16 protein-coding genes are annotated in these 18,244 nt (G+C 67.0%); all 16 read right to left on the bottom strand.

Going from position 1 to position 18,244, the window contains the following annotated elements:
• Positions 1 to 29: 29 nt before the first annotated feature.
• Complete coding sequence (gene bchJ, locus ACQR1F_RS30425) at positions 30 to 740, bottom strand: bacteriochlorophyll 4-vinyl reductase (protein ID WP_434914431.1); 711 nt, start codon at positions 738 to 740, stop codon at positions 30 to 32.
• Between the two features lie 171 nt (positions 741 to 911).
• A complete protein-coding gene (gene bchE / locus ACQR1F_RS30420; RefSeq protein WP_434840098.1) occupies positions 912 to 2,516 on the bottom strand; it encodes a magnesium-protoporphyrin IX monomethyl ester anaerobic oxidative cyclase in 1,605 nt (534 codons plus the stop codon).
• Positions 2,517 to 2,613: 97 nt separating this feature from the next.
• Positions 2,614 to 3,825, bottom strand: coding sequence for a 5-aminolevulinate synthase (gene hemA, locus ACQR1F_RS30415; RefSeq protein ID WP_316183322.1), 1,212 nt, complete (start codon positions 3,823 to 3,825; stop codon positions 2,614 to 2,616).
• Positions 3,822 to 4,874, bottom strand: coding sequence for a putative photosynthetic complex assembly protein PuhE (gene puhE / locus ACQR1F_RS30410; protein ID WP_434914430.1), 1,053 nt, complete (start codon positions 4,872 to 4,874; stop codon positions 3,822 to 3,824). The genes hemA and puhE overlap by 4 nt, the downstream gene beginning before the upstream one ends.
• A 13-nt stretch (positions 4,875 to 4,887) precedes the next feature.
• Positions 4,888 to 5,949, bottom strand: coding sequence for a magnesium-protoporphyrin IX monomethyl ester (oxidative) cyclase (gene acsF, locus ACQR1F_RS30405; RefSeq protein ID WP_434908323.1), 1,062 nt, complete (start codon positions 5,947 to 5,949; stop codon positions 4,888 to 4,890).
• Positions 5,946 to 6,251: a hypothetical protein gene (locus tag ACQR1F_RS30400; RefSeq protein WP_316183319.1), complete on the bottom strand. Its 306-nt coding sequence runs from the start codon at positions 6,249 to 6,251 to the stop codon at positions 5,946 to 5,948. The genes acsF and ACQR1F_RS30400 overlap by 4 nt, the downstream gene beginning before the upstream one ends.
• A complete protein-coding gene (puhC, locus tag ACQR1F_RS30395; RefSeq protein ID WP_316183318.1) occupies positions 6,248 to 6,727 on the bottom strand; it encodes a photosynthetic complex assembly protein PuhC in 480 nt (159 codons plus the stop codon). Before puhC ends, ACQR1F_RS30400 begins: the two co-directional genes overlap by 4 nt.
• A gap of 13 nt (positions 6,728 to 6,740) precedes the next feature.
• Positions 6,741 to 7,394, bottom strand: a complete 654-nt coding sequence (gene puhB / locus ACQR1F_RS30390; RefSeq protein WP_316217394.1) for a photosynthetic complex putative assembly protein PuhB — start codon at positions 7,392 to 7,394, stop codon at positions 6,741 to 6,743.
• Complete coding sequence (gene puhA / locus ACQR1F_RS30385; protein WP_315803465.1) at positions 7,391 to 8,170, bottom strand: photosynthetic reaction center subunit H; 780 nt, start codon at positions 8,168 to 8,170, stop codon at positions 7,391 to 7,393. Before puhA ends, puhB begins: the two co-directional genes overlap by 4 nt.
• A 19-nt stretch (positions 8,171 to 8,189) precedes the next feature.
• Positions 8,190 to 9,620: a BCD family MFS transporter gene (locus ACQR1F_RS30380; RefSeq protein ID WP_434873834.1), complete on the bottom strand. Its 1,431-nt coding sequence runs from the start codon at positions 9,618 to 9,620 to the stop codon at positions 8,190 to 8,192.
• Entirely contained in the window at positions 9,617 to 10,318 is a 702-nt protein-coding gene (gene bchM / locus ACQR1F_RS30375; protein WP_434914429.1) for a magnesium protoporphyrin IX methyltransferase, read from the bottom strand. The genes ACQR1F_RS30380 and bchM overlap by 4 nt, the downstream gene beginning before the upstream one ends.
• A 15-nt stretch (positions 10,319 to 10,333) precedes the next feature.
• Positions 10,334 to 11,239 carry a ferredoxin:protochlorophyllide reductase (ATP-dependent) iron-sulfur ATP-binding protein gene (bchL, locus tag ACQR1F_RS30370; protein WP_434845561.1) on the bottom strand — a complete coding sequence of 302 codons (906 nt, stop codon included), beginning with the start codon at positions 11,237 to 11,239 and terminating at the stop codon, positions 10,334 to 10,336.
• Positions 11,236 to 14,826, bottom strand: coding sequence for a magnesium chelatase subunit H (locus ACQR1F_RS30365; RefSeq protein ID WP_434914428.1), 3,591 nt, complete (start codon positions 14,824 to 14,826; stop codon positions 11,236 to 11,238). Before ACQR1F_RS30365 ends, bchL begins: the two co-directional genes overlap by 4 nt.
• The gene (gene bchB, locus ACQR1F_RS30360; protein ID WP_434914427.1) at positions 14,801 to 16,357 is read right to left on the bottom strand and encodes a ferredoxin:protochlorophyllide reductase (ATP-dependent) subunit B; all 1,557 of its coding nucleotides are present in this window, start codon (positions 16,355 to 16,357) and stop codon (positions 14,801 to 14,803) included. Before bchB ends, ACQR1F_RS30365 begins: the two co-directional genes overlap by 26 nt.
• Position 16,358: 1 nt before the next feature.
• Positions 16,359 to 17,645 (bottom strand): ferredoxin:protochlorophyllide reductase (ATP-dependent) subunit N, encoded by a 1,287-nt coding sequence (locus ACQR1F_RS30355; protein WP_434899940.1) that lies wholly within the window; start codon positions 17,643 to 17,645, stop codon positions 16,359 to 16,361.
• Positions 17,642 to 18,235, bottom strand: a complete 594-nt coding sequence (bchF, locus tag ACQR1F_RS30350; protein WP_434914426.1) for a 2-vinyl bacteriochlorophyllide hydratase — start codon at positions 18,233 to 18,235, stop codon at positions 17,642 to 17,644. Before bchF ends, ACQR1F_RS30355 begins: the two co-directional genes overlap by 4 nt.
• Between the last annotated feature and the right edge of the window lie 9 nt (positions 18,236 to 18,244).

Raw genomic sequence — 18,244 nt, 5'->3', positions numbered from 1 at the left:
GGCGGCGTCGCGTCTCGCATGGCGCCGTCTCACCAATCGATCTCGAACCGGCAGGCCTCGTCACCCCAGGCTTCGCAGGCGATCTCACGCGCATGGGCGTCGGGGTGCACGAGCGTTGCGAACAGCGTCTCGAAGGTCGCAGCGTAGAAGTCGCAGATGGCGTGATCGCCGTGATGGCCGCGGCACAGCGGACAATGGCTGATCTGGTAGATGGTGGGCCGGCCCGGGCGTGCGGTGAAGGTGCCGGTCCCGGCAAACGTCCAGGCATGCGCGGATATCGCCCGCGTCAGCGCGCGGCTCGCGAGCCGGGCCGGCAGCAGCCGGAGCACACGTTGCGCCGCGCCGGGGATGCGATGCGCAAGCAGATAGGCGCCGGTCAGCCGCCCTGCCCCGGTGCTGACGGCACGCGCGGTCTCGTCGTCGAGCTCGGTCCGAAGCGCACGATGGAGCCGCGAGACCTCGGCTTCGTCGACCATCGCCGCTGGAGGCGTCGCGAGATAGGTGTCGAGCCGCGCGGCCGCGAACACGCAGCGCGCGGCCTCCTCGCCGTGCAGCAGACGCAAGGCTTCCGCGGTCTGGATGATCGCATTGGGGCCGATGCGCCCGGCCTGGTGGAGATCATCGGCGTCTTGCTCACGTCCTGGGTCAGTGGCGTGCCTTCCACCGTTCTTCGAGACGCCCGCCTCCGGCTGGCTCTTCAGGACGAGGGCTGTTTGCGAGGCGCCATGAGAGACCCTCATGGTGAGGAGCGCCGCTTGCGGCGCGTTCGGGCGATGCCTTCGCATCGCCCTGAGAACCATGAGGCCCGGGACGGCGCCGACTTCAAAGTTCCTGCAGCAGCGCACGAGGCGTGACTGGCTGCCGCCGAAGCGCGCGGCAACTGAAGTTGCTGAGCGCAGGTGCCGTGCATGTCAGTGCACCCTCGTCTCGGCCTCTTCGCTCATCTGCTCGGTGCCGCCGCCGCAGGCCATCAGCTGGGCCTGCTGCGGTCCGCTCAGCTTGCGATTATGGCTCGTCTTCCATTCGATCTTGCCGGGATCAGCGCGCTTGCGCGACGTATCGAAGCCGAAATCGACCTTGCCCTTGGACTGCGGCCCCCAGTAATTGACGCGGCCAAGATCGTAGAATTTCCGCTCGAAGCCGGATTTCAGGAACGCCTTGAGGCAGCCGAGCAGATAGCGCCTGCGCTCGCCCGAGCCGGCCCACGGGTACGAGAACAGCGCCTTGTGCATGTAGAAGCGGCGGTAGTTGTTCATGACGCCGTCGAGCAGCTCGCCGCGGTCCATCGCGTCGGGCTTCATGATCGGCGTGACGAAATTGTACTTCTCGTAGTCGAATATCTCGACCTTGTCGCCGAGGTCGCGGAACAGGTCGGAGAACGGCCACGGCGTGTACATCGCCCAGTTGGCGAGGTCCGGCTTCCAGTCGCGCGCCATCTGGTAGGTCTCCTCCAGGGTCTCACGGGTCTCGTTCTCGAGGCCGACGATGAACTGCGCCTCGACGACGATGCCGGCGTCGCGCAGCAGCTGGATCGCCTTCTTGTTCTGCGCGACCGTGGTCTCCTTGTTGAAGCGGTCGAGCTTCATCTGTGCGGCGGCTTCCGTACCGAGCGAGACGTGGATCAGGCCGGCCTTGCGATACAGCGGCAGCAGCGCCTCGTCGCGCAGGATGTCGGTGACGCGGGTGTTGATGCCCCAGAGGATCTTGAGGTCGCGCCGGATCAGCTCCTCGCAGAACGCGACGAATTTCTTCTTGTTGATGGTCGGCTCCTCGTCGGCGAGGATGAAGAAGCCGACATCGTGCTCGCGCATCAGTGTCTCGATCTCGTCGACCACCCTCTTCGGGTCTCGGATGCGATAGTCGCGCCAGAACTTCCACTGCGAGCAGAAGCTGCAGGTGAACGGGCAGCCGCGCGCCATGTTGGGGATGGCGACCCGCTTGTTCATCGGAATGTAGATGTACTTGCTCCATTCGAGCACGCTCCAGTCGGGCGTGATCGCATCGAGATTCTTCACCGTCGGCGCCGCCACCGTGGCCACCACCTCCGAGCCGTCGCGATAGGCGATGCCCCTGATGCTGCGGCGGTCGTTGTCCCAGCGGCCGTCCTCGCGGGCGCGCATCAGGTCGACGATGATCTCCTCGCCCTCGCCGCGCACGATCGCGTCGATCCACGGCGCCTCGGTCAGCACCTGCTGGTACATGAAGGTGGCGTGGATGCCGCCGAGCACGGTGAGCGCGTCGGGATGCTCTTCCCTGGCGATCTCCAGCAGCCGCTCGGCCTTGTAGATCGAGGGTGTGATCGCGGTGCAGCCAATCACGTCAGGCTGTTCGCTGCGCAGAATGGCGCGGACCTGATCCTCGGAGAGATCGTTGGTCATCGCATCGATGAAGCGAAGGTCCGTGAAGCCCGCGGCCTTCAGCGCGCCGGAGATGTAGGCCGCCCAGGCCGGCGGCCAGTTGCCGGCGATCTCGGCGCCGCCGGAGTGATAATTCGGATGCAGCAACAGGATCCGCACGGCGTTCTCCCCGATTATCAATTTGTCCAACAATCATAACGTCAAGTTAGATTGACAAATTGATATGGCTCAAACGCCGTGCGATTCCTCTCTTCCGTCAGGCCGCCAGCGCGAGGCCCATCTCGGCCCAGATCTCCGAGAGCGCCGACACCAGATGCTCAATGTCGGCATCGGAGTGATAAGGCGACGGCGTGATGCGCAGCCGCTCGGTGCCGCGTGGCACCGTCGGATAGTTGATCGGCTGCACATAGATGCCGTAGCGGTCGAGCAGGACGTCGCTGATCCGCTTGCACAGCACGGGGTCGCGCACCATCACCGGCACGATGTGGCTGGGATTGTCGAGATGGCTGACGCCGGCCTCGTCGAGCCGGCGGCGCAGCCGCGCGACGCGGTCTTGATGCCTTGCACGCTCGACATTGCTCGCCTTGAGATGCCGGATGCTGGTGAGCGCGCCGGCGGCGACCGCGGGGGGCAGCGAGCTGGAGAAGATGAATCCGGAGGCGAAGCTGCGGACGAAATCGCAGACGGTGCTGGACGCCGTGATGTAGCCGCCGATCACGCCGAACGCCTTGGCCAGGGTCCCCTCGATCACGGTCAGGCGATCGGCGACACCGTCGCGCTCGGAGATGCCGCCGCCGCGCGGGCCGTACAGGCCGACGGCGTGGACCTCGTCGAGATAGGTCATGGCGTTGTATTCGTCGGCGACGTCGCAGATATCGGAGATCGGCGAGATGTCGCCATCCATCGAATAGACGCTCTCGAACGCGATCAGCTTCGGCGCCTTGGGATCGAGATCCGACAGCTTGTCGCGGAGATCGGCGACGTCGTTGTGGCGCCAGATCCGGGTCTCGCAGCGGCTGTGGCGGATGCCCTCGATCATCGAGGCGTGGTTGAGCTCGTCGGACAGGATCACGCATCCGGGCATGCGCGCCGCCAGGGTCGACAGCGAGGTCCAATTCGAGACGTAGCCGGAGTTGAACAAGAGCGCCGCCTGCTTGCCGTGGAGGTCGGCGAGCTCCTCCTCCAGCAGCACATGATAGTGGTTGGTGCCGCTGATGTTGCGGGTGCCGCCGGCGCCGGCACCGCAGCGGTCGAGCGCCTCGTGCATCACCTCCAGCACCTTGGGGTGCTGGCCCATGCCGAGATAGTCGTTGGAGCACCACACCGCGACATCGCGCTCGCCATGGGGACCACGATAGGTCGCACGCGGGAAGGCGCCGGCCTTGCGCTCGAGGTCGGCGAACACGCGGTAGCGTCCTTCGCGCCGGAGACCGTCGAGCTGGCGGCGGAAATAGTCTTCGTAGTTCATGGTACTCCCCCCTGTGCTGTGTTCGGATCGACCGGCGGCGTGACCGACACCGCGGCCAGTCCGGTGATGGTTTGCGCCTGCGCGTCGGCGCGGGCCTGGCGGTAGGCCTGGCGGAACTGCTCTTCGAGCCGCTGCCGCGCCAGGGCGGCGGCAGTCTTCTGCGCCGACATCGACGTCTTTGGCGCAGGCATGGGGCGCTCCACCTCAGGCGGGGCCGGCACGACGGCCAGCGCCGGGCGCGCCATCGGCGTCACGGGCGCCGGTGCCGGGATGGCAGCGACGGTCGCCATCGCCGGCTCGACTGGTGCGCTCCAGCGCCACAGATTGATCACCGGCATCGGCAGCGCCATGAAGCCGTGCTCAAGCAGGCCGAGCGCGATCAGCGAGGCGAGCAGCGACAGCGCGACGCCGTCGAAAGAGGATTTGGCGCCGAGCGCGGCAGCAGCGACCAGCACGGTCGCGCTGGTCGCCGCGGCGATCGAGAATGGGAACAGCAGGTTGGTCGACTTCTTGGCGAAATAGCTGCGCATGAAGCGGACCTGCTGCGGCAGCAGCTCGTCGTTCAGGGTGCGCACGCCGAGAAACAGGTTGATCTTGGCGCTCTGCCTGAGCACCAGCAGCGCGGCGAAGGTCCACCAGCTCAGACGGTTGGGCGCGCCCGACGTCACCGCGAAGACGAGGCCCGCGGTCGCGATCAGCGCCAGCTCGTGATAGGCGATCGCCTGCAGCGCGAAGCCGACGCGCGAGGCCGGCGTGCAGTCGCGCGGGCACGGCTCCGGCCGCGGGCCGGTGATCCAGCCGGCGAGCAGCGACATCTCGACCGTGCCCCACAGCAGGATCGCGCAGGTGAAGGCGCAATAGGCACTGGCATCCTCGGCGGCCTGGCTCGACACCGCGACACCGGACAAGGCCGCGACGAATGCCGCGGCCGTGCCCCATTTGAACGCGGCCGGATGGCGGGCGGCGAGCCCGACCAGCGCCAGCACGGCGCCGGTCGAGAACCACCAGACGAACACGACATAGGGAATGGCAATCGCGGTCGCGCCCATGGCCGGCTCCTTGTCACCAGGCGGGTTGCAGCCTGATCTCCCGTGGCAGCGCGTTGCTCTTGGCCGGCAGCATGTAGAGCCGGCCGAAGGTCAGCGCCGCCTTGAGCGGCAGCACGGCGCGCTTGAGCGTGCCCATGATGCCGCCCTGCGCCTTGGCATCCGCAATCGCCTCCGATATCCCGCGCAGCCGCTTCAGGCCGTCCCAGAAGCGCGGATTGTCGATGTCGAGCATCACCGGGAAGACCTGCCGCGAAATCTCCGAGGTGATGCGGAACACGCGCATGTCGTACTCGTCCACGGGCATGCCGAGCGCCTCGTAGAAGGCTGGACGCATGTGGTCGCGGACGTGCATCGTGGCGAACACTGCGAGCAGGAAGAACTTGATCCACAGCTTGTTGAGGCCGCTGAGCAGCTTCGGATCGGCGCGCATCAGCAGCGCGAACGCCTCGCCGTGGCGGAACTCGTCGTTGCACCACCTCTCGAACCACTTGAAGATCGGGTGAAACTGGCGCTCCGGGTTCCGCTCCATCTGCCGATAGATGGTGATGTAGCGGGCATAGCCGATCTTCTCGGAGAGATAGGTCGCGTAGAAGATGAACTTCGGCTTGAAGTAGGTGTACTTCTTCGTCTTGGTGAGGAAGCTCAGGTCGACGCCGATGCCGTGATCCTTGAGGATCTCGTTGATGAAGCCGGCATGGCGCGCCTCGTCGCGGCTCATGAACTGGAACAGCTCACGGATGTCGGGATTGGTGATCCGCTTCTTGATCTCGGCATAGAGCACGCAGCCGGAGAACTCGGCGGTCAGCGACGACACCAGGAAGTCCTTGAACTCGGCGCGAAGCGCCTCCGGCAGCTCGTTGAGATCCTTGTCGAATTCCGGCGTGCGCACGAAGTGCTTGCGGTTGTGGTCGGCGCGCAGCTCGGCCATGACAGCATCCCATTCGCGGCGCACCAGATCGACATTGAGCCGGTCCATCGCCGCGAAATCGGTGGTGTAGAAGCGTGGCGTAAGGATCGTGTCCTCCAGCGCCATCTTGGTGGAGATATTGCCGGATCCGCCTTCCATTGCGATCATCTGACCCTCCCGTCCGAAAAGCTGACGTCGTACAGTTCCGTGAGCTCGAGATAGCCCGCGACATGCATCATCGCGCGCTTCAAGGGACCGGCCCGAACCACGGTAGCGGTGCGCCGCAAGTTGAGCTGCTCGCCGAACTTGACCGTGATCGGCTCGCCATGGATGACGACCTCGTCACCCGGGCGGATGCCGACATCGCGGTCCAGAGTGACATGCGCGTGCAGCGTTTCCGAGGTCTGCTCGACCTCGATGCTGCAGCCGATCTCGAAGCGGCGCGGCTCGTTGGCCCATAATCCTCTCATCGCGTTTCTCCCATCGTCATCAGCTCCGTGAACCGGCGCTTGTTGTCGTTGCCGAACGACCCGAGATCGACGCGCCGTCCGGTCGCCGGATCGTCCAGGCTCATGCGTCCATCGGACCAGCGGTTGATCGTGAAGGCCGGCCCCGAGCCGATCGCGTGACGTTGGCGGTCGAACGCCATGCTGCGCAGCACCGTGCGCAGGAAGCCGTCGCCGCCGGCCTCGACGACTCCGACCACCTTGCCGCTGTCGGGCGACACCACGGAGATGCCGCCATCGGGACGGTCCTCGAACCGCAGCGCCACCGTTTGCACGGCGACAGCGTGATCGATGTGGACAGTGCCTACACCCGTCCAGCGGCCGACGCCGGCCGCAACCAGGGTGAAGGCAACCAGTGCGAAGGCCGCGCGCAGCGCGCCCTTCGGAATGACGATCTCAGGTTCGGCGTGAACATCGACATGGCTCTCGGCTTGGCTCATGACATCCTCCTGATCACGCCGCGCTGGCGACCGCACCCGCAGGCGACGCGCCTTGCGGCTGTCCGTTGCCCGCGGCGATCGGCTGCGCCGCGACCGCGCCGTCCGAGGCCGCGACCAGCGCCTTTGCGAGGATCTCGGCCGCCTCGCGGGCATCAGGCACGCCACGCAGCATCGGCTCGACCTCGTTCAGCCGCCACGGACGCGCATGCGGCCACAGCAGCAGATAGGACAGCCGCTGCTGGGCGGTGACGCCGAGCGGCAGATCGCCGGAGCCGTCGGAGAACAGCTTCACGTCGGCGCGCGAGACCTGCTTGAACGGCACGTTCAAGGTCATCGGCAGCACGGCACCGAACTGCAGCAGCACGCGCTTGGAGGTGATGGTGTAGCGCGTGGTACGGCTGTAGAGCACCGCGAGCCCGATGAGCAGCAGCGTAGCGATCGCCACCGGCATCGCCAGCGACGACGCACTGGCGAGCGAAGTTGCGAGCGGCTGGTGATCCAGCGTGCCCGTTACCACGCGCGCGCCGAACAGCGCGGCGAAGTAGGCGAGCACCAGGCGCAGGTGGAAGACGCGCAGCAGCAGCGCCTTCACCGTGGGCTGTCCCTGCCACAACAGGCGCTCGCCTGCCGGCAGCATCAGCTGATCCTGGTCCCGACGGGTGCTCACAGCAGCGGCTCCTGGCGTGCAGGGGTCGCATAGAGATGGCCGCCGCCGTAGTAGCCGACGATCTTGTCCTCCTCGAGCTTGGTGACCTGATCGGGGCTGGCGAGACCGGGCACGCTGGCGAATTGCGAGCCGAGAATGGCGTCGACCAGCACCGCCTTGCGCGACTTGTCGACGATGGCCATGGTCATCGGCAGCAGCACGTGGCGTCCGACGATGCCCTCGACCTCGACTTCGAGATAGCGGATCAGCATCTCGGCGCGGTCGACCCAGACCTCGCGGACCTTGCCGCCGAGCCTGCCGTCGCAGCCGATCACCGGCATGCCGCGCGGATCCGGGTCCTCCGAGGCGATGAAGATGCTGCCGTCGACGCGCAGCGGCACGATCGCCGGGATGTTGTCCATCGTCAGCTCCGGCTCGTCCTTGCGCGCGGCGAAGGAGCCCGGGCCGACGCCGTCGAGCATCGGATTGCCGGTCGGCAGATAGGGCGTGCCGGGCCAGGGATACATCGGCGTGACCGGCGCATCGGCGCGGTCGTTGTCCCAGTTCGGCAGAGTGGCGGTGCGCCCGCCATGCATGTGATAGGTCTTGGGTGACGGCGGCGTCGGGAAGCCGTGACCGCTCGACGCCGTCTGCCGGCCGATCCGGCCTTCGAACTGCAGCGGATAGCCTTCGCGCTTGTCCTCGGTGCGCAGATAGAAGATCAGGCCTGCGAAGAACACCCAGAACCCGTAAAGCACCACCTGGGCGACATCGATGTAGCTCGTGAAAGACGTCATGGCTTCCTCCCCGACTGGGCTAACCTGGAAATTCAACGATTCCGAATTGAAGCTGCTGCGGCTCCGCCGCCCGCCGCCGCACCAGCGGCCCGATCACCGCAAGGGTGACGAACAGCAGCGCGATCTCGACGTGGTAGACGATGCTGTAGCCGGTCGCCGGCCCGGCGAGCGCGACGCCGAGGCTTCCATTCAATGCCAGCTGCGACATCACATCGCGAATGGCGCCACCGCCGGCGATGGCTACACCCGCTGACGTCGCCTGCACTGCGCCCCAGGCGCCGAGCGCGAGCCCGCTCTCACCGTTCTGCACCAGCGCCATCGCCGCCGTCAGCGTGCCGACCGCGAACAGGCCGCCGCCGAATCCGATCAGCGTCGTGCCGATCCGGAACAGCAGGGGCGAGGCGAGCGGCGCCGAGAAGATCACCGCGGAGAACGCGAACAGCCCGACGAGTCCGCCGAGCGCCGCGATCCGATAGGGATCGGCGCCCTTGCCCAGCTGGCGCGCCGACAGGCCGAAGCCTGCGAGCGTGCCGGCTGCGAACAAGGCCGTCAGCGCCGTGGTTTCGCCGACCGTGAGGTGCAGGATCTCCGCGCCATACGGCTCAAGCAGGATGTCCTGCATCGTGAAGCCGGCCGTGCCGAGCCCGACCGCGACCAGCACCCGCATCGAGCCGCCGGCCTCGCGGAACTGCCGCCAGGAATCGCCGAAGCGCGGCCGCTCACGTGCAGCCGACGTGCGCGAGGGATCGCGCGCCTCCTGCTTCCACAGCGCGATGACGTTGAGCACCATCTCGGTCAGCGCCGCGCCCTGGATGACCTGGATCAGCCGCATCTCGCTGAACTCGGCGAGCAGCCCGCCGAAGGTCAGCGCGCTCGCCATCATGCCGAACATCAGCATCACGTAGAGGAAGGCGACGACGCGAGGGCGCGAGTGCTCAGGGGCAATGTCTGTGGCAAGCGACAGGCCGGCGGTCTGGGTCGTATGCAGGCCGGCGCCGACCAGGAGGAAGGCCAGCGCCGCACCGATGCGGCCGGCGATCACCTGGCCCGGCGCGTCGCCCGACGACAGCAGCAGCAGCGCGAACGGCATGATGGCGAGGCCGCCGAACTGCAGCAAAGTGCCCATCCAGATGTAGGGCACCCGGCGCCAGCCCAGCACCGAGCGGTGATGGTCGGACTTGAAGCCGATCAGCACCCGCAGCGGCGCGAACACCAGCGGCAGCGCCACCATGGTGGCGACCAGCCAGCTGGGCACGCCTAGCTCGACGATCATGACGCGGTTGAGCGTGCCGTTGAGCAGCACCACCGATATGCCGATCGAGACCTGGAACAGCGACAGCCGCATCAGGCGCGACAGCGGCAGCTCGGTCGAGGCGGCATCCGCGAACGGCAGATAACGCGACGACAGCCGCGTCCACAGTTGCAGGACCGATGGTGCGCGCGCGCTCATGACGGGCGAAGCTCCAGCGCTTGTGAAATGTAGAAGCCGTTGGCGATGCGGCTACTGCGCGCGCAGCGCCAGTCGGCGAGATCATGGTTGTCGGCGATGAGACGATACAGCTTCTGCTCCGCGACCGGCTCGATCGACGGCGCGCGATTGCCACGCGGGAAGACGCCGCCGACGGCATGCATGATTGCGAGCAGCGGCGTCCGCGGCGCGTAGGTCATCAGGATCGACTCGGAGGTGCGCGCGGCGAGACCCGCGACGATCCGTACCGCATCCTCGGCGCGGTAGTGGATGAACGAGTCCATCGCCACGACGAAGTTGAAGCCGCCATGCCTGGGATCGAGCATGTCGCCGGCGACGAAACGGATGGCGTTGCGGCTGATGTCGTCGGGCAACCGGCGCTGCGCGATCTCGATCAGGGTCGGCGAGATGTCGACGGCCACCACCTCGGCGCCGCGCCGCGCGGCTTCGATGGAAAAGCTGCCGGTGCCGCAGCCAGCATCCAGAATCCGCGCGCCGCGCAGATCGAGCGGCAACCACGACAGCAGCGTCCGCCGCATCTCGTCACGGCCGGCACGCACCGTGGCGCGAATGCGGCCCACCGGCGCATCCGAGGTCAGCCGCGTCCAGGCGGCGACCGCGGTGCGGTCAAAATAGGTCTCCACTTCACTGCGCCGGGCGAGATATTCCGCTGTGGTCATCGGCTAGCCCCCCACTCAATCGAAGCCAAGGAGATCGAAGATGTCGCGGTCCTTGAGCGGCACCGCCTGCATCGGCTCGACGCCGGCGAGCAGCGAGGCGGCGAGGCGCAGATATTCGTTCTGGGCACGCTCGACGTCCGGCGAGGGCTCCATCTCGAACAGCGTGCACTTCTTCAGCCGGCTCTTCCGGATGACGTCGAGATCGGGAAAATGCGCCACCGTCTTCAATCCGGCGCGCTCGTTGAACTTGTCGATCTGGTCGGTGGCGGCGCTGCGGTTGGCGATCACGCCGCCGAGCCGCACCGGATAGTTGCGCGACTTGGCCTGGATCGCGGCCACGATGCGGTTCATCGCGAAGATCGAGTCGAAATCGTTCGCAGCCACGATCAGCGCACGATCGGCGTGCTGCAAGGGCGCGGCGAAGCCGCCGCAGACGACGTCGCCGAGCACGTCGAAGATCACCACGTCGGTGTCCTCGAGCAGGTGATGCTCCTTGAGCAGCTTGACGGTCTGGCCGACGACATAGCCGCCGCAGCCGGTGCCGGCCGGCGGCCCGCCCGCCTCGACGCACATCACGCCATTGTAACCCTGGTAGACGAAGTCCTCGGGGCGCAACTCCTCGGCGTGGAAATTGACCTGCTCGAGGATGTCGATGACCGTCGGCACCAGCCGCTTGGTCAGGGTGAAGGTCGAGTCGTGCTTCGGATCGCAACCGATCTGCAGCACCCGCCTGCCGAGCTTGGACAGCGCCACCGAGAGGTTCGACGATGTCGTACTCTTGCCGATGCCGCCTTTGCCGTACACCGAGAACACCTTCGCGGTGTCGATGACCACGTTCGGGTCGAGTTGCACCTGGACGCTGCCGGCCCCGTCAGGTCGGCGCGGCGCCGTCGTCAGCGGAGGTCTCAAGGTCACGTTCATGCGGCAACTCCCACGCCTTCGAGGCGATCTTCGAGCTCTTCCCCGGCCTTGCGCAGCACGTCGAGCATTTCGGGGTCCGGGGTCCAGTAATTGCGCTCATGCGCCTCGATCAGACGATTGGCGATCTTCGCCGACGCGGCCGGATTGAGCGAGGCAAGCCGCTCGCGCATCGCGGGGTCGAGCACGAAGGTCGTCGTGATCTGCTGATAGACCCACGGCGCGACCTGGCCCGTGGTGGCCGACCAGCCGACCGTGTTGGTCACGTGCGACTCGATCTGGCGCACGCCCTCATAGCCGTGAGCGAGCAGCGCCTCATACCATTTCGGATTGAGCGTGCGGGTGCGGGTCTCCAGCGCGACCTGCTCCGACAGCGTGCGCACCGTGCCTTCGCCGCGGGTCTGGTCGCCGATATAGACCGGCGCGGCCTCGCCCTTGGCGCGCTTCACCGCGCGGCTGATGCCGCCGAGCGTATCGAAATAATGATCGATGGTGGTGACGCCGAGCTCGACCGAGTCGACGTTCTGATAGGCGGCGTCGACGCCGGCCAGAACATGGCCGAGCAGCGCATCCCGCCTGACGGGACGGCCGTCGGTGCCGTAGGCAAATCCTTTTCGGCGTGTATAGACGTCGGCAAGCTCGTCCTCATCGGTCCAGGCGCCGCAATCGATCAGATGGTTGACGTTGGCGCCATAGGCGCCCTCCGCATTGCCGAACACACGCAGCGCGGCATCGGCGATCTCGCCGCCATGCGCGGCCTGGAACGCCAGCGCATGCTTGCGCACGTAATTGAATTCGGCCGACTCATCCGCCGATGCCGCGAGCAGCGCGGCTTCGGCCAGCAGCTTGGTCTGTAGCGGCATCAAATCGCGGAAGATGCCGGACAGTGTGATCACGACATCGATGCGCGGACGGCCGAGCTGCTCCAGCGGGATCAGCTTCGCGCCGCAGAGGCGGCCATAGCTGTCGTGGCGCGGCTCGGCGCCCATCAGCCACAGCGCCTGCGCGATCGGCCCGCCCTCGGTCTTGAGATTGTCGGTGCCCCACAGCACCAGCGCGATCGTCTCCGGCAGCGTGTGACCCTCGCCGGCATGGCGGGCCAGCAGCCGCGCCACCTGGCGCTCGGCATCCTTGAGCGCGAAGGCGCTGGGGATGCGGAACGGATCGAAGCCGTGGAGATTGCGCCCCGTGGGCAGCACGTCGGTGTTGCGCAAGAGATCGCCGCCCGGCACCGGGCGGATGTAGCCGCCGTCGAGCGCATGCAGGATCGCGGGCGTCTCGTTGTCAGTCGCCAGCAAGCGGTCGAGTTCGGTACGCTTGGCTGTGTCGGTGATCCCTGCGAGATCGAGCAGCTCGGCGCGCTGCTCCGCCGGCGGCGGCGAGCCGACGACGTGCAGGCCGTGCGGGATCAGCGAATATTCCAGCTCCAGCACGCTGGCCGACAGCGCGGCGATCCTGGCGTTGCGCTCATCGCCCCAGGCCGGCTCCGCGGCGGCGAGATCGACGGTCGCCGCCTGAGCCTGGATCAGCGCCGCACTGTCCTCCCTCAATTGATCAGTGGCGTCAGGCGACAGATTGCGCCAGGCATCGAGCGAGGACTTCAGGTCGGCGAGACCCTTGTAGAGGCCGGCGCTGGTGATCGAGGGCGTGAGATAGCTGATCAGGGTCGCGCCGCCCCGGCGCTTGGCGAGCGCGCCCTCGGACGGATTGTTGGACGCGTAGATGTAGAAGTTCGGCAGGTCGCCGATCAGCCGCTCCGGCCAGCATTCTGCGGACAGCCCGGCCTGCTTGCCCGGCATGAATTCGAGCGCGCCATGGGTGCCGAAATGCAGCACGGCATGCGCGCGGAAGTCCTCGCGCAGCCAGCGATAGAACGCTGCGAACGCATGCGTCGGCGCGAAGCTGCGCTCGAACAGCAACCGCATCGGATCGCCTTCGTAGCCGAAGGCGGGCTGCAGGCCGACGAACAGATTGCCAAACTGCTCGCCGAGCACCAGGAGGCTCGCGCCATCGGTCTGATGACGGCCGGGCGCCGGGCCCCACTGCTTCTCGATCTCGGCCAGATGACGTTCGCGCCGGACATGCTGATCGACCGGAATGCGCGCCGCGACATTTGCGACGGTGCCGAAGCGCTCGGCATTGCCTTTGAGCACACGGTTGCGCAGCGCGTCCACAGTATCCGGGACGTCGATCGTGTAGCCTGCCGCACGCAGCGATGTCATCACATTGTGCAGCGACTCGAACACCGAGAGATAGGCCGCGGTGCCGGCGCTGCCGCCGTTCGGCGGGAAGTTGAACAACACCACGCCGAGCTTCCGCTCGGCGCGCGCCGAGCGGCGCAGCTCGACGAGCCTCGCGACCCGCGCGGCGAGTTGCGTCGCACGCTCCGGCAGTGAGGCCATGTCACGGCCGGCATCGGCCATCGCCGACCGGCCGCCGAACACGGTCGGGCCGACGGCGCCGTCGAGCTCGGGGATCGCGACCATCATGGTGGCTTCGACCGGCGTCAGACCGCGCGCGTCGTCGTGCCACTGCTCGACGGTCTGGAACTCCAGCGGATGCGCCGCGATCAAGGGCACATCGAGCCCGGCCATGACCTGCTCGGCCGCACGCGCGTCATTATAGGCGGGACCGCCGACCAGCGAGAAGCCGGTGAGCGAGATCACCGCGTCGACCGTGGCGACACCGTCCTTCTGGAAGTAACGCGCGATGGCGGGGCGCGAGTCGAGCCCGCTGGCGAACACCGGCACCACGGCGAGCCCGCGCGCCTCCAGCGCCGCGATCACACCATCATAATGCCCGGTGTTGGCGGCGAGCAGATAGGAGCGCATCAAGATCACGCCGACGCGGCCGACCGCCTTCGATGTGGTGGGCAGCTCGTCGGCGCGTTCCACGATCCGCTGCGGCAGACGCGGGTGGTAGAGACCGACATCCGGATAGGTCACCGGCTCGGCGGCATTCAGCCTGCCGCGCAGCGAGGCGCGCGGCCCGTCGGCGTAGCGGCCGACCAGGAAGCGCACCATGTTCGCAAAATTCTGCTCGGAGCCGGCGAGCCAATATTGCAGCGTCAGGAAATAGGCGCGCAGATCCTGCGCGGTGCCAGGGATGTAGCGCAGCAGCCGTGGCATCCGCTGCAGCATCTTCATCTGGCCCTGGCCGCTGGACGAGCCGGAGCGGTTGCTGCCGCGCAGCCGCTTCAAGAGGCCGAGCACGCCGGTGGCCGAGCCCGACATCGTCAGCTTGCCGAGCCGGGTCAGGCGCACGACTTCGCCGGCCGACAGGCAGCCGATCATGGCGTCGCAGTGGTCGCGCCTTGCCTGCAGCGCGGGCAGCACCGGCTGGATGTGGTCCTCCATGAACAGCATGGTGGCGACCACGATGTCGCCGGTGGCGATGTCGTCGAGGCAGTGCGCGAGCGCGTTCGGATTGCAGCCCCACTCGTCGGCCGCGTGAACCTTGAGATCGAGACCGGGCAGCTCCGCCTGCAATGTCGTGCGTGCACGCACGGCAGCCGAGGCGAGATGGCTGTCCATCGTCACGATCACCACCCGGATGGGTGTGACGTCAGCGACCGAAATGCGCTTTGGCATCGTACAAGGTCTCGAGCGTGATCAGGTTGACGTTGCGCTCGCGCGCGTAGCGTTCGGTGTTGCGGCGCGCCTTGCCGCGCACGAAGAAGGGAATCTTGGTCAGCTCGCGCTCGGCGTCGGAGGCCCAGGCGAGTTCAACGGATGCGACGGTTTCAACGACGCGCAGCTGCGGCTGCTGCGGCGGAGCCGCCGGCGCGGCACCGAGATGCGATGGCGCGTGATCGGCGAATTCGTGATCCTCGCGGAACATGCCGAGCAGATGCTCCTCCAGACCCATCATCAGCGGATGAACCCAGGTGTCGAACAGCACGTTGGCGCCTTCGAAGCCCATCTGCGGCGAGTAGCGCGCCGGGAAATCCTGCACGTGGCACGGCGCCGAGATCACGGCGCAGGCAATGCCGAGCCGCTTGGCGATGTGGCGCTCCATCTGCGTGCCGAGCACGAGCTCCGGCCGTAGCTCGCCGACGCGGGCCTCGACCTCGAGATAATCGTCGGTGATCAGCGGCTCGACGCCGTAGATCGCGGCGGCTTCGCGGATCTCGCGAGCGAACTCGCGCGCATAGGTGCCGAGGCCGACGACCTCGAAGCCGAGCTCCTGCGTCGCGACGCGCGCCGCGGCGACCGCATGGGTCGCATCGCCGAAGATGAAGACGCGCTTGCCGGTGAGATAGGTCGAGTCGACCGAACGCGAGTACCAGGGCAGCCGGCTCTCGGCTCGCGCCAGCACCGACTCTGCATCGACACCGGCAAGACTGGCGACCTCTTTGATGAAGTCGCGCGTGGCACCAACGCCGATCGGGATCGTCTTCGTATAGGGCTGGCCGAATTGGCGGTTCAACCATTGCGCTGCCGTCAGCGCGATCTCGGGATAGAGCACGATATTGAAATCGCCTTGTGGCAGACGAGCGAGATCTGATGGCGTCGCATTCCACGGCGCGACCACGTTGATCTCGATGCCGAGCTCCACAACCTGCCTGGTCACTTCCGCGAGGTCGTCGCGATGACGGAAGCCGAGAGCCGTCGGACCAAGCAGGTTGCAGACTGGACGGGCGCCTGTCTTCCTTTCACGGCGGGGGGAGCCATCAGCAGAAGACGCAGCCAACGCCCGTACAATCCGGTAGAACGTTTCCGAAGCGCCCCAATTCTCCTTGCGCTGATATGCCGGCAGCTCGAGCGGGATCACCGGAATCGGAAGCTTCAACGCCAGCGCAAGACCGCCGGGATCGTCCTGAATCAGCTCGGCCGTGCAGGACGCGCCGACCAGCATCGCCTGCGGCTGGAAACGCTCATAGGCCGCGCGCGCCGCGCTCTGCAGCAGATCCGCGGTATCGCCGCCGAGATCGCGCGCCTGGAACGTGGTGTAGGTGACCGGCGGGCGGCGGTCGCGCCGCTCGATCATCGTGAACAGGAGATCGGCGTAGGTGTCGCCCTGGGGCGCGTGCAGCACGTAGTGCACGTCACGCATCGCGGTCGCAATGCGCATCGCTCCGATGTGCGGCGGTCCTTCATAGGTCCAGACCGACAGCTGCATCTCACACCGCCAATCTGGTTTGCCGCAGCAAGGGCCGCGCGAACAGCTCGGCGAGATCGCCGGCCTGCTCAAAACCCTGGATCGGCGTGAAGATCAGCTCGATCGACCATTTCGTCGTCAGGCCCTCGGCCTCCAGCGGGTTGGCAAGGCCGAGTCCGCAAACGACGAGGTCGGGCCGGGCTTCGCGGCAACGATCGAGCTGGCGCTCGACATCCTGGCCCTCGCTGAGCTGCGTGCCATCAGGCAGCAGCGCCAGCTCGGAGTCGAGATGCTCGCGGTGCAGATAGGGCGTGCCGACCTCGATCAGCTCCATGCCGATCTCGCGCGCCAGGAAACGCGCCAGCGGGATCTCGATCTGCGAATCCGGAAACAGGAAGACGCGCTTGCCGGCGAGCTGCGCGCGGTAGCGCGCCAGCGCCTTCTCCGCGCGCGCCTTGAGCGGCGCGATGGTCCGCTCGACATGCGCGCGCGACACGCCGAAGGCGTCGGCCGCGGCTGCGAGCCACAGCGCCGTGCCTTCGCCGCCGAGCGGGAATGGCGCCGCGATGCGGCGACAGCCGCGCTCCTCAAGGGCACGTGCGGTGTCGCCGAGGAAAGGCTGCGCCAGCAGCACCCGCGTCTCCGGGCCGATCGCCGGCAGCTCCGACGAGCGCCGCGGCGGCAGGAACGCAACCTGGTCGATGCCGAGGGCGGCAAAAGTCCGCCTGAACTGATCCTCGACGACATCGGCGAGCGCGCCGACCACGAGCAGCGATGGCCGCGCAGCCTGATCGGCTGCCGGGAGCACCGGCACGAGCGACGCGAGGCAGGCATCCTCGCCCTGCGTAAACGTTGTCTCGATGCCGCTGCCGGAGTAGTTGAGCACGCGCACATCAGGCGAAAAGCGCTGCGATAGCCGCAGCGCCGCGCGTGACAGATCGAGCTTGATCACTTCCGATGGGCAGGAGCCGACCAGGAACAGCAGCTTGATCTCGGGACGGCGCGCCAGCAGCTGACCGACGATGCGGTCGAGCTCGTCATTGGCGTCGACGAGCCCGGCGAGATCGCGCTCCTCCATGATCGCGGTGGCGAAGCGCGGCTCCGCGAAGATCATCACGCCGGCGGCCGACTGGATCAGATGCGCGCAGGTGCGCGAGCCGACGACGAGGAAGAACGCGTCCTGAATCTTTCTGTGCAGCCAGACGATGCCGGTCAGGCCGCAGAACACCTCGCGCTGGCCGCGCTCACGCAGCACGCCGTCCGGCGAAGCAGGTGGTTTCACGGCACAGGCTTGCGCATGAGCATTCATGACGCGCGCTCCGCACGGGACGTCGCCGCCATCGCCTCGTCCTGCAGCCGCGCCGCGCGCAGCTTGAGCAGGAATTGCGCGGCGTTGATCGCATAGGCTGCGTAGGCGGCGAGCACGAGCAGCATCTGCTGCTGGGCGCTGCCGACATGGCCGATGATCGCAGCCAGATAGGCCGTATGCAGCGCGATCACCAGCATCGAGAACACGTCCTCCCAGAAGAAGGCCGGTGCGAACAGATAACGTCCGAACACGACCCGCTCCCAGATCGAGCCGGTGATCATGATGGTGTAGAGCAGCGCCGTCTTGAGAACGACGGAGGCGGTCGCGAGCCACAGCCCCTCGCCGGTCGCGAGATAGCGCGCCACGAGGCCGAGGCTGATCAGGAAGACGAGAAATTGTAGCGGCGCCAGAATGCCCTGCACCAGAGTCCATGGCGTGGCGTCGCGCCGGCGCTTTTCCTCAGGCGTGTAAAGCGGTTGCCGCTTTGCACGCGAGGCAGGCCCAGGCGTGAAGCAGAGCTGGCTCCAGAGCGACGGATCAGTGGCGGATGTGAACTGCGCATCACACGATGTGTAAAGATGATTTGACAACATCGGTGC

The organism is Bradyrhizobium sp. HKCCYLS3013 (genome assembly GCF_051167615.1).
Classification (GTDB): domain Bacteria; phylum Pseudomonadota; class Alphaproteobacteria; order Rhizobiales; family Xanthobacteraceae; genus Bradyrhizobium.
The sequence above is the reverse complement of the archived record's forward strand: the minus strand, read 5'-3'. Positions and strand labels throughout refer to the sequence as shown.

Excerpts from the sequence above, each read along its gene's own strand:
- puhC (WP_316183318.1), bottom strand. The coding sequence starts at position 6,727 with ATGAGCCAAGCCGAGAGCCATGTCGATGTTCACGCCGAACCTGAGATC.
- ACQR1F_RS30355 (WP_434899940.1), bottom strand. The coding sequence starts at position 17,645 with ATGAATGCTCATGCGCAAGCCTGTGCCGTGAAACCACCTGCTTCGCCG.
- ACQR1F_RS30400 (WP_316183319.1), bottom strand. The coding sequence starts at position 6,251 with ATGAGAGGATTATGGGCCAACGAGCCGCGCCGCTTCGAGATCGGCTGC.
- hemA (WP_316183322.1), bottom strand. The coding sequence starts at position 3,825 with ATGAACTACGAAGACTATTTCCGCCGCCAGCTCGACGGTCTCCGGCGC.
- bchL (WP_434845561.1), bottom strand. The coding sequence starts at position 11,239 with ATGAACGTGACCTTGAGACCTCCGCTGACGACGGCGCCGCGCCGACCT.
- puhE (WP_434914430.1), bottom strand. The coding sequence starts at position 4,874 with ATGGGCGCGACCGCGATTGCCATTCCCTATGTCGTGTTCGTCTGGTGG.
- ACQR1F_RS30365 (WP_434914428.1), bottom strand. The coding sequence starts at position 14,826 with ATGCCAAAGCGCATTTCGGTCGCTGACGTCACACCCATCCGGGTGGTG.
- bchJ (WP_434914431.1), bottom strand. The coding sequence starts at position 740 with ATGAGGGTCTCTCATGGCGCCTCGCAAACAGCCCTCGTCCTGAAGAGC.
- bchM (WP_434914429.1), bottom strand. The coding sequence starts at position 10,318 with ATGACCACAGCGGAATATCTCGCCCGGCGCAGTGAAGTGGAGACCTAT.
- bchB (WP_434914427.1), bottom strand. The coding sequence starts at position 16,357 with ATGCAGCTGTCGGTCTGGACCTATGAAGGACCGCCGCACATCGGAGCG.
- acsF (WP_434908323.1), bottom strand. The coding sequence starts at position 5,949 with ATGATCGCAATGGAAGGCGGATCCGGCAATATCTCCACCAAGATGGCG.
- ACQR1F_RS30380 (WP_434873834.1), bottom strand. The coding sequence starts at position 9,620 with ATGAGCGCGCGCGCACCATCGGTCCTGCAACTGTGGACGCGGCTGTCG.
- puhA (WP_315803465.1), bottom strand. The coding sequence starts at position 8,170 with ATGACGTCTTTCACGAGCTACATCGATGTCGCCCAGGTGGTGCTTTAC.